Annotated in this window: 12 protein-coding genes; 4 read left to right on the forward strand and 8 right to left on the reverse strand. The window is 55.8% G+C overall.

Features of this window, described 5'->3' with window-relative positions; genetic code table 11:
• The first annotated feature begins 801 nt into the window (after nt 1-801).
• Nucleotides 802-2,100, forward strand: a complete 1,299-nt coding sequence (locus tag PGR23_RS00005) for an MFS transporter (RefSeq protein ID WP_045392803.1) — start codon at nt 802-804, stop codon at nt 2,098-2,100.
• 2 nt (nt 2,101-2,102) lie between these two features.
• Here PGR23_RS00005 and PGR23_RS00010 read toward each other — a convergent pair whose 3' ends face one another.
• From PGR23_RS00010 to trxC, 5 genes are all read right to left on the reverse strand, one after another.
• Nucleotides 2,103-2,426 (reverse strand): YfiM family lipoprotein, encoded by a 324-nt coding sequence (locus tag PGR23_RS00010; protein WP_045392800.1) that lies wholly within the window; start codon nt 2,424-2,426, stop codon nt 2,103-2,105.
• Nucleotides 2,427-2,466: 40 nt separating this feature from the next.
• Nucleotides 2,467-3,822: a CDP-diacylglycerol--serine O-phosphatidyltransferase gene (gene pssA / locus PGR23_RS00015; RefSeq protein ID WP_045392797.1), complete on the reverse strand. Its 1,356-nt coding sequence runs from the start codon at nt 3,820-3,822 to the stop codon at nt 2,467-2,469.
• Between the two features lie 96 nt (nt 3,823-3,918).
• Nucleotides 3,919-6,594 (reverse strand): bifunctional acetate--CoA ligase family protein/GNAT family N-acetyltransferase, encoded by a 2,676-nt coding sequence (locus tag PGR23_RS00020; protein ID WP_047043363.1) that lies wholly within the window; start codon nt 6,592-6,594, stop codon nt 3,919-3,921.
• A 35-nt stretch (nt 6,595-6,629) separates the two neighbouring features.
• Nucleotides 6,630-7,328: a tRNA-uridine aminocarboxypropyltransferase gene (gene tapT, locus PGR23_RS00025; protein WP_396279482.1), complete on the reverse strand. Its 699-nt coding sequence runs from the start codon at nt 7,326-7,328 to the stop codon at nt 6,630-6,632.
• Between the two features lie 69 nt (nt 7,329-7,397).
• Entirely contained in the window at nt 7,398-7,823 is a 426-nt protein-coding gene (gene trxC, locus PGR23_RS00030) for a thioredoxin TrxC (protein ID WP_015370277.1), read from the reverse strand.
• A gap of 204 nt (nt 7,824-8,027) precedes the next feature.
• On the opposite strand from trxC, the gene PGR23_RS00035 reads away from it, so the two are divergent.
• Nucleotides 8,028-9,098 carry a tRNA/rRNA methyltransferase gene (locus tag PGR23_RS00035; RefSeq protein WP_015703188.1) on the forward strand — a complete coding sequence of 357 codons (1,071 nt, stop codon included), beginning with the start codon at nt 8,028-8,030 and terminating at the stop codon, nt 9,096-9,098.
• Between the two features lie 55 nt (nt 9,099-9,153).
• On the opposite strand, the gene ung is transcribed toward PGR23_RS00035, so the two are convergent.
• The gene (ung, locus tag PGR23_RS00040) at nt 9,154-9,843 is read right to left on the reverse strand and encodes a uracil-DNA glycosylase (RefSeq protein WP_020078167.1); all 690 of its coding nucleotides are present in this window, start codon (nt 9,841-9,843) and stop codon (nt 9,154-9,156) included.
• Between the two features lie 312 nt (nt 9,844-10,155).
• On the opposite strand from ung, the gene grcA reads away from it, so the two are divergent.
• Nucleotides 10,156-10,539 (forward strand): autonomous glycyl radical cofactor GrcA, encoded by a 384-nt coding sequence (grcA, locus tag PGR23_RS00045; RefSeq protein ID WP_002914084.1) that lies wholly within the window; start codon nt 10,156-10,158, stop codon nt 10,537-10,539.
• A gap of 45 nt (nt 10,540-10,584) precedes the next feature.
• Here the strand turns inward: grcA and srmB are convergent, their stop codons facing one another.
• On the reverse strand, nt 10,585-11,916 hold the full coding sequence (srmB, locus tag PGR23_RS00050) for an ATP-dependent RNA helicase SrmB (protein ID WP_348876942.1): 1,332 nt from the start codon (nt 11,914-11,916) through the stop codon (nt 10,585-10,587).
• Nucleotides 11,917-12,047: 131 nt separating this feature from the next.
• Here srmB and trmN point away from each other — a divergent pair, with 131 nt between their 5' ends.
• Entirely contained in the window at nt 12,048-12,785 is a 738-nt protein-coding gene (trmN, locus tag PGR23_RS00055) for a tRNA(1)(Val) (adenine(37)-N(6))-methyltransferase TrmN (RefSeq protein ID WP_049061051.1), read from the forward strand.
• Here trmN and nadB read toward each other — a convergent pair.
• The gene (gene nadB / locus PGR23_RS00060; RefSeq protein WP_396279483.1) at nt 12,770-14,389 is read right to left on the reverse strand and encodes an L-aspartate oxidase; all 1,620 of its coding nucleotides are present in this window, start codon (nt 14,387-14,389) and stop codon (nt 12,770-12,772) included. The two genes, trmN and nadB, sit on opposite strands and share 16 nt — an antisense overlap.
• Between the last annotated feature and the right edge of the window lie 342 nt (nt 14,390-14,731).

A 14,731-nucleotide genomic window follows, 5' to 3' on the forward strand; every position in this document is an offset into this window, starting at 1 on the left:
GACAAATCCGCCGGGAGCGGATTTGAACGTTGCGCAGCAACGGCCCGGAGGGTGGCGGGCAGGACGCCCGCCATAAACTGCCAGGCATCAAATAAGAAGAACCCCGTACCGGAAGGTGCGGGGTTTTTTGCTGTGTGGCGTATCGCTCCCCCGGTGGCGCTGCGCTTACCGGGACTACAGTCCTGTAGCCCGGAAAAGGTGCGCAGCACCGCCTCCGGGGAAAGCCGCCGCCATAGCAACGTAAACGAAAGGCTCCGTCGGAAGACCGGGCCTTTTGTTTTGGTGTTTTGCGGCCAGACGCGCCGCCATCTCCCCCGGTGGCGCTGCGCTTACCGGGGCTACAGACTGGCATAGCAACCCGTAGCCCGGAAAAGGTGCGCAGCACCGCCTCCGGGGAAAGCCGCTGCCATAGCAACGTAAAACGAAAGGCTCAGTCGGAAGACCTGGCTTTCTGCTTTTGTCTTTTGCGGCCAGACGCGCCGCTATCTTCCCCGGTGGCGCTGCGCTTACCGGGGCTACAGATCCGCACCTCCTGCGGGGAAGATCGCGCCAAATCCACACGCTCACCTTCATTCAAAGCCATATAAAACCCCGTCGTTGTACCCACTTCGCCATAATTCTCTTTTTCATTGCGCATGTACTGACGTTAATCGCGAAAAGCGGTGTTACGAAAAAAAATGTGAATACAATCACATATAAATAAATAACAATTATATAACATTTGGTTCACTAATTAATTTGTCGAAGTGACGTGTCACGCCCGATGAGACAGATTACGGTCTTTGCTGGAGCAAAATTACAATGACAGAAAGCAGTATTAACGAGCAGGGGGCCCTGGAACAGGGAGATACCCGGCGCCGAGTATGGGCAATTGTGGGCGCATCTTCAGGGAACCTGGTGGAATGGTTTGATTTTTATGTCTATTCATTTTGCTCACTCTATTTTGCGCACATCTTTTTCCCTTCAGGAAATACCACTACTCAATTGTTACAAACCGCCGGAGTTTTTGCCGCTGGCTTCCTGATGCGCCCCATCGGCGGCTGGCTGTTTGGCCGCATTGCTGACCGTCGCGGACGTAAAGCCTCAATGCTTATTTCGGTATGCATGATGTGCTTCGGCTCGCTGGTAATTGCTTGTCTACCGGGATACGCCACTATCGGCACCTGGGCACCGGCTTTGCTCCTGCTGGCACGTCTGTTCCAGGGCCTGTCCGTTGGCGGGGAATATGGCACCAGCGCGACCTACATGAGTGAAGTGGCAGTAGAAGGAAAGAAAGGATTCTACGCCTCCTTCCAGTACGTTACGTTAATTGGCGGTCAACTGCTGGCGGTACTGGTCGTTGTCGCGCTACAACAAATCCTCAGTGATGAAGACTTGCATGCCTGGGGATGGCGTATACCTTTTGCTCTGGGCGCCGTACTGGCCATCGTCGCGCTGTGGCTGCGCCGTCAGTTGGATGAAACCTCGAAACAGGAAACCCGAGCGCTGAAAGAGGCCGGTTCCTTTAAAGGTTTGTGGCGTAATCGCCGGGCTTTTGTCATGGTGCTGGGCTTTACCGCCGCCGGCTCGCTGACTTTTTACACCTTCACCACCTACATGCAAAAATATCTGGTGAATACCGCCGGCATGTCGGCCAGCACCGCCAGCATGATTATGACGGCGGCGCTTTTCGTGTATATGCTGGTACAGCCGCTGTTTGGCGCATTCTCGGATAAGGTGGGTCGCCGCACTTCAATGCTGTGTTTCGGCGTGCTGGCGACGCTGTTTACCGTGCCTATCCTTAGCGCGCTGCAAAATGTCAGCTCTCCATATGCCGCATTTGCCCTGGTGATTTGTGCGTTGCTGATTGTCAGCTTCTACACTTCCATCAGCGGGATCCTGAAGGCGGAAATGTTTCCGGCACAGGTTCGCGCGCTGGGCGTGGGCTTGTCCTATGCGGTAGCAAACGCGTTGTTCGGCGGTTCAGCGGAATACGTCGCGCTGTCGCTTAAATCTGCGGGAATGGAGAATGCCTTCTACTGGTACGTGACGGCGATGGCGGCGATTGCCTTCCTGGTGTCTCTGATGCTGCACGGTAAAGGGAAGGGTCTGCGTTTGTAGCCTTATTGATGTGCCAGTTGCCACACCGCATAGCCGGTAGTGGCGCCGGCGACATCCCAGGCGAAATCTTTCCAGCTCCAGCCGCTCCCTGCCGGGCGGCTGTCCCATAACTCTTTTGATGCCCCCAGACTAACGGAAAACATCAGACCGATGGCGGCGCTGCGATCGCGGCTGTATCCCTGATGCTGCGCATATTCATTGCCGGCCGCGGAGAGCATTGCCGACGCGAGAAAGTGTTGGGCTTTGTCCTGACCGCTCCAGGCATCATTGGCCATATGGCTGCAGCCGCCAAGCAGTAAAGGGGCAAAAATAACAAGATGACGCATAGTGCTTCCTGAAAAAAAGCCCCGTAAACGGGGCATTGATTTAAAGAATGCGGCTAATAAGACGGTCGATGCGGATACGTCGCAGACGGCGAATGAGCTTTTTCACCTTCACCGGATAGTCGGCGATGCTTTGCAGATCGCGATAATGCTTCACCACCGTCGTATGCGTACGGATGAGCTGAAGCTCCTTTTCCCGCATTTCGCGCAGTTGATGTTTAGGATCGTGGATAAGCACGGCATTTTCCAAGTCCAGCCGCCAGGCGCGCGGATTGAGGTTATTGCCGGTTAACAGCATCCATTCGTTATCAACCCACATACCCTTTAGATGGTAGCTGTTATCGTCATCTTTCCATAAACGCACGATGAGCTGATCGGTATTCACATAATACTGCAGGCGGCTCAGGAAGCGTCGCAGGTTAATTTCGTACAAATAAGGCAGTGCGCCGATGATTTTAAACGGCTGATCTTCCGGGATATAGAAGTCGTTCGCGGTCTTATCGCCGACGATGATTTCCACTTTTTTGCCGCTGCGTAGCAGAGAAATAATATTTCTGACCAGTACGGCGGGCAGGTTGAAATACGGGGTGCAGATTGTCAGCTTGTGTTCCGCACACGGCATCAGGTGGAAGATAGTCTTGTTGAGCAAGCTCGATTTACCGAGCCCGACCAGCGGTGTGACTGATAATTGATCTTCATCGGCATTGCCGGTGAAGTGATAGCCGCTTTCGCGCAGATCCTGGCGATACAGGCGAATATCATTTTTGATTTCCGGGCTTTTCGGCCGATCCGGGCGATCGAGACGATTCACGCCGCGACCCTCTACCAGGTTGTGCTCGACCCAGTCGAACATGACATCGGCCATCTTGCCGTTGCGGATGCACTGATAGCGATCGTAGCGATATTTATCATGCTGATGCAGGTACACATCGTTCAGGCTGGCGCCGCTATAGATGACGCTATCGTCGATGATGAAGCCTTTAAAATGGAGCACGCCGAGCGCTTCACGGGTATTGACCGGGACGCCATAGACCGGGATATCAATCCCAGGATTTTCCTGGGCCATACGACAGTACCAGTCGGCATTGGTATTGGAGGCTGCAGCGCCGATGCGGCCGCGCTGGGCGCGATGCCAGTCAACCAGCACGCGCACGTCCAGTTCCGGACGTTGACGTTTGGCGTCGTACAGGGCTTGCAGTATTCCTTTTCCGCCATCATCTTGCTCAAGGTAGAGCGCAATAATGCAAATACGCTGGGTGGCGTGGGCTATCTTTGCCAGTAGCGCCTGGCGGAAATCAGCCGGCGCGTAAAAGAACTCGATATCATCAACTGACTGAGAGAGCTTAGGGAGTTGGGCAAGGTGTTGTTGATGTTTATTACGCTTAAATTTTGACAACATCACAGTGCGTTTCTTCTCTGTTTATTGAAGGGTCTTCTGTACCATGCAGACGACGTAAGCGGGCAATAATACCATCACTACCCGCGAATGTGGTCATTAATTGCTGTCGCTTGTCACCGAATGTAACGTATTCAGCGCAAGAGACAGGCTCACAATTCCGTCTTCTAGCTGGATATCTACGGCAAAGCCAAGTTTTCTGGCAAGGCTTATCATGCCGCGGTTATTTGGCATGGTGATGCCATTTAAGCGCTGTAATCCGTGTCCTTGCGTATAGGCGATAAGCTTTTCAAGGAGCTGTCGTCCCAGACCTAAACCTTTCAGATCCGAGCGTACCAGCACGGCGAACTCGGCATCAATGTTATCAGGATCGGAAATCGCTCTGGTCACGCCAAGGATCTCGCTTCCTTGCTCCGTAGCGCGTACCGCAACAAAGGCCATTTCACGATCGTAGTCGATCTGGGTCATATTGGCTAAGTCGTCATGGGTGAATTCGTTGATCTCGCTGAAGTAGCGGTAATAGAGATCTTCTTTAGTGACCTGTTCGATAAAAGCCAATAGCAGAGGTTCATCCTCAGGCAGGATCGGCCGGAACAAGCAGCGTTCACCGTTTTTCATCACCACCCATTCTTCTAACTGTTGCGGATAGGGCCTGACTGCCAGCCGGCTTTCGCTGTCGCCGCTAAATGGCGCCAGGCTGAGGGTGACGTCGAGGGCGGTAAACTCGTTGCCGGAAGCAAGCAAGGGGTGAATATCCAACCGCTGGATCTCGGGGCAATCGACGATCAGATTAGAGACCTGCACCAGCAACTGGCTAAGACCGGGAATATCTAACGGGCGCAGCGCGCTGCGTCCGCGGATTTTTTTGCTCTTAATGGCCTGGATCACCAGATAACGCGCCAGGTTCATATTCAGCGGCGGCAGGGCGACCGCGGCCTGATTTTCCGCTCGCCACTCGACACCGCCTTCGCCAAGCATGATCAACGGGCCAAAAAGCGGGTCATGCTCGACGACGACCCGAAGTTCCTGCGCCCCGGCGCGGTTGGCCATGCTTTGGACTAGCAGGCCATGAATACGCGCCTGCGGCCAGGCCATTTTTACCCTGTCGATAATCGCGTCCGCCGCCTGCTGGACTTCAGCAGGGGTTCGTAAATAGAGCATAACGCCCTGAACTTCAGATTTATGCGGAATATCCGGCGAACGTAACTTCAACGCCACCGGGTAGCCAATCTGCTCGGCGATATGTACCGCTTCGGCGCTGTCGGCGGCAATCCAGGTGGGCAGAGTATGGATGCCGTAGGCGCGCAGCACCGGGCTGACTTCATGGGTGTCCAGTGAGGTCGCGCCTTCGCTCAGCGCGCGCTGCAATAGCGTGTGGGCCTCGGCGGTATTGGCGGTCAACGTATCGGACAATACCGGCGTTTCCCGTAGCTGTTTCTGGTTGCGACGGTATTCCACCATATGCATAAAGGCGGTAATGGTACCCTCAGGCGTGCGATAGGTTGGAATGCCGGCTTCGCTAAATAGCCGTCGCGCCTCCTGGGAGGAGAACTCTCCGCACCAGTTCGTCAGCACCGTAACGTATTTCCCGCGCGGATGACGCTTAAGGGCATCAATCAACGCCAGCGCGCTTTCGGTACCCGGCGCCGCGGCGCTGGGGGAGTGGATCACCAGCAGCGCATCATAATCCTGGCTATCCAGCAACACATTCAGCGCCTTGAGATAATGCTCGCTGCTGGCGTCATCGCGCAGATCCAGAGGATTAGCAACCTCGACGCCTGTCGGTAACGTCTGTTTGAGCTGGTTGCTGGTTGCCTCGCTAAGCGTGGCGAGCTTACCGTTACGCAGCCACAGTTCGTCCAACGCCAGCGCCGCCGGCGCCGCGCCATTACTGATGATCATCAGTTTTTCGCCGCGCAATGGGCGCATATGGCTCAGGGTTTCAACGGCGGAAAAGAGCTCGTGGGTGTCCTGCACGCGCAGTAGCCCCGCCCGCTGAATAGCGGCGTCCCAGGCGGGATCCATTCCTGAGTTTACATGCAGCAATTTCTGCGCCGCCGGGCTGCGGCCGCTTTTGATGACCAGAATGGGTTTATTACGCGAGGCGCTACGGGCGGCGGAGACAAAACGCCGCGCATCGCTGAGATGCTCCAGATAGAGCAGAATGGCGCTGGTCTTGCTATCACGGGCGAGAAAATCGAGCAGGTCGTCGACGTCGATATCAAGACTATCGCCCAGCGCAATAAAGTACGAGAAGCCCATTTCACGCTGCTGCGCCCAGTCCAGAATGGTGTTGGAGACGGCGGCGGATTGCGAGATAAACGCCAGCTTGCCGCGCTGGATAGGCACCGGCGAGAAGCTGGCGTTGAGGCCCTGCCACGGCGCCAGGAGCCCCAGGCTGTTGGGGCCGAGTAGACGCATTTGATAACGGGCGGCGCATTCGAGCAGCGCCGGGTACTGGTCCGGCTGTGAAGAGAGGATAATGCAGGTTTTACACCCTTTCCGCCCTAAGGCCTCGAGCAACTCGAGGTTGCGACGGGCATTAGTACAGAGCACCGCCAGATCCGGAGTAAAAGGCAGGCTGTCGATAGTCGGCCACGCCAGTACGCCAAGCACCGCTTTCCAGGCGGGCGTCACCGGCAGGACCGGGCCATTAAAACCGCCGGCCAACAGGTTGCGCATCATTAAATAGCCAGCGCGCTGCGGTTTCATCGATGCGCCAATGACGGCGATCGATTTTGGCCGCAGCAGTGCTTCCAGGCCTCGTTGGCTCATTCCGGTCTCCTTTAATCCCCAGTGACCGAATGATTTTAAACGCTTTCAGCCTGTTGTGCTGTGATACTGCCCTTATGCTGCGTTTTTCCCGCCAGATAGCGGCTTCTGAACAGACTAAAGTGATCGCCAAGCGCGGCAGCCGCCTGCGCGTCGCCGGCTAAATCCAGCAGAGCAATGGCGACTTCCGCCGTACAGTACTGACCGTCGGCGTGGGCCTCGCGCAGGTGATAGGCTGAGATGCGCGACAGGTCGACTGAGATTACCGGCAGCGCATCGAGATACGGGCTTTTGCGAAACATTTTCCGTGCTTCCGTCCAGGTGCCGTCGAGCATTATGAACAGCGGCGGCTTACCCTCCGGCGGGGCGCTCAGTACCTGACGATCCGCTCCGGCATAAGAGGCCGGAAAGACGACCATGGGCTGATAATCAGGGTTGGCGACCAGATCGAGCAACGCCTGCGGCGGCTCGGTACGCGACCACTGAAACGCTTCGGTATTGGGCAGAATATCGGCGATAAGACGTCCGGTATTGCTGGGCTTCATCGGCTCGGTGTCGAACATCACCAGGCAAAAGCGGCTGTCGGCGGGCACTGGCGTCAGCGTTGCGCACAGACACTGTTTTAGGGGGAGCAGGCAGCGCTGACAGCGGCGGATGCGGTTGCCGCGAGCAAGAAAAGGCCGGGTTGCGCGCGCGAGGCGTTCGGCGCGTAGCCGAAGGACAGCGTTATCAATCATGGGAGTCGCTAATGAAAAACGCTATTGTCGCAGAGGAGAAAACGGGGCACAAGCGGTGCCCCGGCGGCTTTACTGTTGGTTGGCTTCGTTCAACCAGCTATCGAACGGCGCTTTGGGGACGGCGCCATTCAGCATGTCGACCATTTCACCATTTTTGAACATCATAATGGTTGGAATGCTACGGATGCGGAAGCGAGCGCTCAGTTCGCGTTCGGCTTCGGTGTTCACTTTCACAAAACGCATTTCGCCGCTGCGCTCTTCAGCCACATCTTCAAAGATCGGCGCGAAGCTACGGCATGGACCGCACCACGGGGCCCAGAAATCAATCACGACTGGCAGATCGTCCTTTAATAGTTTATCCAGCGTTGCCCCGGTCGCGTTGATGACATCGCCGTCAAAGAGATCGTGGCCGCAGCGTCCGCACTTGGCGCCATCGGCGCTACGGTCTTCGGGGATGCGGTTAAGAGCCTGACAACTGGCACAAACGGTATTCATAACTAACCTCTGGTTATGGGGTTGCAGCGCGGCACGTGGCCGATTTGTTTCTGTAATGTTACATATTATCGATTAGGCGCGAATAAAGGACAATGTCTTTTGTTCGATGGTTACAATAGACCAAGGCTTTTAAATGAAATAATGGCTAAGTGAAGATACATCGGGTAATCTTCGCGCTTCGCGCAGCGCAGGTGGAGAAAATAGATGAGCGACGAACTGAAAAATAAAAGCGGCAAGGTCAAAGTGATGTATGTCCGCAGTGATGATGATTCTGACAAACGTACCCATAACCCGCGTACCGGGAAAGGGGGAGGGCGTCCAGGAAAATCACGTGTTGACGGCCGCAGCCGCCCTGCGCGCGATGAACGTAACAGCCGCGGCGACGATCGCAAACGCGACGATCGCAAGCGTAATGATTTTAATCGCGATGATGCGTCCCCGTGGCGCACCGTTTCCCGCGCTCCGGGCGATGAGACGCCGGTAAAAGAAGATCACGGCGGCATCAGCGGTAAGAGCTTTATCGATCCGGAAGTGCTGCGTCGTCAGCGCGCGGAAGAGACCCGCGTCTACGGCGAGAACGCCTGTCAGGCGCTGTTCCAGAGCCGTCCGGAAGCCATCGTACGCGCCTGGTTTATCCAGAGCGTCACCCCGCGCTTTAAAGAGGCGCTGCGCTGGATGGCGGCCAACCGTAAGGCCTACCACGTAGTGGACGAAGCCGAGCTGGCGAAAGCGTCTGGTACCGAACACCACGGCGGCGTCTGCTTCCTGATCAAAAAACGTCATGGTACTTCCGTGGCCCAGTGGGTGGCGAAAGCAGAAGCCGAAGATTGCGTACTGGCGCTGGAAGATGTTGGCAACCCGCACAACCTCGGCGCGATTATGCGTAGCTGCGCGCATTTTGGCGTGAAAGGCGTGGTAGTGCAGGATGCCGGCGTGCTGGAGTCTGGCGCGGCGATCCGCACTGCAGAAGGCGGCGCGGAACATGTTGAGCCGATCACCGGCGACAGCTTTATCGATACCCTGACGCAGTTCCGTCAGGCTGGCTACGCTATCGTCTCGACCTCCAGCCATAACGGTACGCCGCTGTTTAAGGCCGAGCTGCCGAAAAAAATGGTGCTGGTATTAGGCCAGGAGCGTGACGGTCTGTCCGATGCGGCGATCTCCAGCTCTGACCTCAACGTCGCCATCGACGGCACCGGCAATGTCGAAAGTCTTAACGTCTCCGTGGCGACCGGCGTGCTGCTGGCGGAATGGTGGCGTCAGAATAAGGCCTGATATCGGTCTCTGAATGCAAAAAGCCAGCTGATGCTGGCTTTTTTATTGTCGTCGCTCACTCGCTTTCAGCGGGCAGCACCGGCATCCAGTCAATGGGCGCCTCGCCGCGTTCGGCCAGCCACTGGTTGGTTTGCACAAAGTGGTTGCAGCCGAAGAAACCGCGGTGCGCCGACAGCGGCGATGGGTGCGGCGCCTTCAGGACGCAATGGCGCTGGCGATCGATAATGGCGCCTTTCTTCTGCGCGTGCGCGCCCCACAGCAGAAATACCACTCCTTCACAATGCTGGTTAATCAGCGCTATCACTTTATCGGTAAAGGTTTCCCAGCCGAGACTGGCGTGTGAATGCGCCTGACCGGCGCGTACCGTTAACACGGTATTAAGCAGGAGCACGCCCTGGCGCGCCCAGCTTTCCAGATAACCATGCGCCGGGCGCTGAAAGCCGGGGATGGTGCCTTCCAGCTCTTTATACATGTTCAGCAGCGACGGCGGTATCTGTACTCCCGGTAAAACAGAAAAGGCCAGACCGTGCGCCTGTCCCGGGCCGTGATAGGGATCCTGACCTAAGATGACCACTTTGACCTCGCCCAGTTCGGTATAGCGAAAGGCGTTAAAGACATCTTTCTGCGGCGGATAGATAGTCATGCCGGACTGACGCTCTTCGGCGACGGTCTTGAGGGTGTTGAGAAAATAGGGCTGCTGCTTCTCTTCCGCCAGCACGTCGTGCCAGGTTAATGGGGTGGTCATCTCGCTCTCCTGCAAAGTGTCATGCCCATAGCTTAACTGCTTCTTTCTGCATAACAAAATCGCGACGTCATTCCTGACTGGTTGCGCATAAAAAAAATTGAAAATTTACAAAATTTTTTATGACACCTACTGGCGTAACTTGATGTAAAACAATACTATCCTCATATACCCACTTTGAGTGAGTGGTTTTTGTTGATTTAAATCAATGAATGCCGGGTGTGTGGCTGATATATATACACTCATACAACAATGGTTTTACCAATTGGCCGCAAAGAGGCCAAAATCGAATAAACACTGCCTGGGAGGCATCAAATGATTACTGGTATCCAAATTACTAAAGCGGCAAACGACGACCTGCTGAACTCTTTCTGGCTGCTGGATAGCGAAAAAGGCGAAGCGCGCTGCCTGTGCGCCAAAGGTGGTTTTGCGGAAGATGACGTGGTTGCGGTGAGCAAACTGGGTGAAATCGAATACCGTGAAATCCCGGTAGACGTGAAACCGGAAGTCCGCGTGGAAGGCGGTCAGCACCTGAACGTGAACGTGCTGCGTCGCGAAACCCTGCTGGATGCCGTTGAGCACCCGGAAAAATACCCGCAGCTGACCATTCGTGTTTCCGGCTACGCGGTACGTTTTAACTCTCTGACTCCGGAACAGCAGCGCGACGTTATCGCTCGTACCTTTACCGAAAGCCTGTAAGGCTAAAGCCAGATGTGAAAACGCCGGGATATCCCGGCGTTTTTTTTACTCTTCGTTAGACGTTGACGGCGTCCCGGCAGCGCTTGGCTTACGACGCTTACCGATGTTTTTGGTATCGCGGTGGCGTTTCTTGACCCGCGGCTTCTCTTTTTCTTTCTCTTTTTTCTCGGCGCGTTTCGCCAGCACTTTCTTCGATGGCTTACCGGTTAACTTCTCGCTCGGCGCGCGGGTTTTCGGTCGCAATTCATCAATCACGCGAGCTTTCAGCGGTTCTTCAACGTAGCGGCCGATTTTGCCCAGCAGCAGATGATCGTGCGCTTCAACCAGCGAAATAGCGGTGCCTTTCTTACCAGCACGGCCGGTACGGCCAATACGGTGCAGATAGATATCGGCGGTGCGCGGCATATCGAAGTTAAACACGTGGCTGACATCCGGAATATCAATACCGCGCGCGGCGACGTCGGTGGCAATCAGCACGTTCACGCGACCATCGGTCAGGCGTTTAATCGCTTCGTTACGTTTGATCTGCACCATTTCGCCTTCCAGCCAGCAGGTGGTGATGCCTGATTCGTGCAGCTTGGCCGCCAGTTCATGAACGCGCTCGCGTTTACGCACGAACACGATAGAGCGGGTTGCTTCCGGCTGCTTCAGCAGATTAACCAGCAGCGCGGTTTTATGCTCGATATCATCGGCGCGATAGTACCACTGGTGGATTTTTTTACGTTCGCGGGTCGACGGATTTGCGGAAACTTCAACCGGCTCTTCCAGCAGGCGTTCGGCAAAGTCTTTAATTGCATCGCCTTCCAGCGTGGCGGAAAACAGCATGGTCTGCTTGCGCCAGCGGGTTTCACCGGCGATGGTTTCGATATCCTGGGCAAAGCCCATGTCCAGCATGCGGTCCGCTTCATCAAGGATCAGCGTTTCTACCGCGCGGCAGTCGAAGTTCTCTTCTTTAATATACTGCAGCAGGCGACCGGTGGTGGCGACCACGATATCCTGGTTTTCGCTGAACACTTCCGCGTGGTTCATGTACGCAACGCCGCCGGTAATGGTGGCAATATCCAGATGGGTATGCTTCGCCAGTTCGCGGGCGTGATCGGCAACCTGCATCGCCAGCTCGCGGGTCGGCGTCAGGATAAGGATCCGCGGCGGCCCCGATTTCTTACGCGGGAAATCAAGCAGATGCTGCAACGCTGGCAGCAAATATGCCGCAGTTTTACCGGTGCCTGTCGGCGCAGAACCGAGAATATCACGGCCATCAAGCGCAGGCGGAATAGCGGCGGCCTGAATGGCTGTCGGGCGTGTGAAACCTTTATCCTGGAGCGCTTCCAGCAGGTTTTCGTCGAGTTCAAGTTCGGAAAAAGTCGTTACAGTCATGTTCTACCTCTGAGTGGGCCGCCGATTATAGACGTTACTGACGTAATGTTCATCTGTTTGTAAGGCTATCTGTTCTCCGGTATTGTGCATAGCCTTAAGCACAGCCGTTTTCGCCAGCAAGGTTTTTGAGGATGTCTCAGTCGAAGTTTGCGCTGCCGCGCAATGGTTTTACCTTTAAACAATTTTTCGTCGCCCACGATCGCTGCGCCATGAAAGTCGGTACCGACGGTATTCTGCTGGGCGCTTGGGCGCCGATTGCTCAGGTGAAGCACGTGCTGGATATCGGCGCCGGTAGCGGTTTACTGGCATTAATGTTAGCCCAGCGTACCGCGGAGTCTGTACAACTGGATGCGGTGGAGTTGGATGAAGAGGCCGCGGCGCAGGCGCGGGATAACGTGGCGGCCAGCAGCTGGTCTGGACGTATCGCGGTATTTCAGGCGCCGATTCAGCAGTGGCAGCCGCAGCCGCCGCGGCGCTATGAGCTCATTGTCAGCAATCCGCCGTTTTTTGCCGAAGGCGTCCCTTGCGCGACGTCGCAGCGCGAACAGGCGCGTTACACCACCTCGCTCGATCATACGACGCTGCTCGCCTGCGCTGCGGATCTGATTACCGAGGAGGGCTTTTTCTGCGTAGTGCTGCCGGTGGATATTGGTAATGCGTTTGTCGAACGGGCAAAAGCGATGGGATGGCATTTGCGCTTACGCACCGACGTGGCGGAAACAGAAATGCGTCCGCCGCATCGCGTCCTGCTGGCATTCTCTCCCAGCGCCGGCGAGTGTTTCAGCGATCGGCTGGTGGTGCGTGGGCCAGAGCAGCAGTACTCTGAAGGCTTTACCGCGCTGACCCGCGACTTCTATCTTTTTATGTGAGTGAGCGGCGAGAGGATTGACGGGCCGCTCTCGGCCAGCGTGTCCGGGTAGTCGAGCGTATAGTGCAGGCCGCGGCTCTCTTTACGCTGCATGGCGCAACGCACGATAAGCTCGGCCACCTGCACCAGATTGCGCAGCTCCAGTAAATTATTGGAGACGCGAAAACGCGCGTAATACTCATCCAGCTCCTGCTGCAGCATAGTAATGCGCCGCAGGGCCCTTTCCAGCCGGCGGGTGGTACGCACGATTCCGACATAATCCCACATCAGCAGGCGCAGTTCGTGCCAGTTATGTTGAATCACCACCAGTTCATCCGGGATCTCAACCTGGCTTTCATCCCACGGCGGCAGCTGTTCCGCCGCTTGCGCCAGCGGCAGGCGTTTCGCAATATCCTCGGCGGCCGACCAGCCGTACACCAGACACTCCAGTAATGAGTTCGAGGCCATGCGGTTGGCGCCGTGCAGCCCGGTGTAGCTCACCTCGCCGATGGCGTACAGGCCGTCAACGTCGGTACGTCCGTTATCATCCACCATCACGCCGCCGCAGGTGTAGTGGGCGGCAGGCACGATCGGTACCGGCTCTTTGGTTAAATCGATGCCAAGGCCGAGTAGCTTTTCATAAATCATCGGGAAATGCTGGCGAATAAACGCTTCGGGCTTATGGCTAATATCCAGATACATGCAGTCGACGCCGAGGCGTTTCATCTCATGGTCGATGGCGCGGGCGACGATATCGCGCGGAGCCAGTTCGCCACGCTCGTCGAAGTCCGGCATAAAGCGGCTACCGTCGGGCCGTTTTAGCAGCGCGCCTTCACCGCGTAGGGCTTCCGTTAAGAGGAAGTTTCGCGCCTGTGGATGAAACAGCGCGGTAGGGTGGAACTGGTTAAATTCGAGATTGGCCACACGGCACCCCGCGCGCCAGGCCATGGCGATGCCGTCGCCGGAGGAGACATCAGGGTTGGTGGTGTATTGATAGACTTTCGCGGCGCCGCCGGTCGCCAGCACCACGGCTTTTGCGCTGCAGGTTTCTACCTTTTCCTTATTACGATTCCAGATCCATGCGCCGACGACCCGCCGGGTACCCGGCAGACCAATCTTATCGGAGATAATCAGGTCAACCGCGTTGCTACGCTCCAGAATGGTGATATTCGGATGAGCCAGCGCTTTGCCGACCAGCGTCGTCTCAACCTCTTTACCGGTGGCATCGGCGGCATGCAGGATCCGCCGATGGCTATGGCCGCCTTCACGCGTCAGATGGTAGCTCTCTTCACCGTTGGCCTGAACCTTGGTATCAAACAGTACCCCCTGATCGATAAGCCACTGTACGCAGGGTTTGGCGTTGCTGGCGACAAAGGAGACGGCATGGCGGTCACAAAGACCGGCCCCGGCGATGAGCGTATCTTCGACGTGGGATTCAATGCTATCGGTTTCATCGAAAACGGCGGCAATCCCACCCTGGGCGTAGAACGTCGAGCCTTCGCTAACCGGCCCTTTGCTTAGTACGGTGACCGCGTGGCGTTCCGCCAGGCGCAGCGCCAGAGACAATCCGGCAGCGCCGCTGCCGATAATCAACACATCACAGGAAAAGTCAGGAGTCGTCTTCATAGCTTCTGTTTAATTTACTAAACACAATGGCGTCACCATAGCACCTGATGGGGCTAAATCGTACAATTATTTTCGTGAATAGTTGTACGGGCTAAACAAAGCTGGCGGAAAAGAAAATATGTAAACGAAAGAAAATATTTGCGAAGCAGGCCGTTACCTTCAGATTTTATAGTGAAAAATAAGTTGGGTTACGTTACCCTTCAGGCGGGCCTTGCGCTTTTTCTTCATTAGCTTACCTGGCGTTGAACAACGGGACTTATAATGAGAGATAACAATCAGTCCACCGTTGTCAGACAAAAATCAAAAGCGTAACGGAACTTTATTGTGTTCAGACACTCCAAA

The organism is Klebsiella sp. 141162, from assembly GCF_050600755.1.
GTDB lineage: Bacteria > Pseudomonadota > Gammaproteobacteria > Enterobacterales > Enterobacteriaceae > Klebsiella > Klebsiella aerogenes.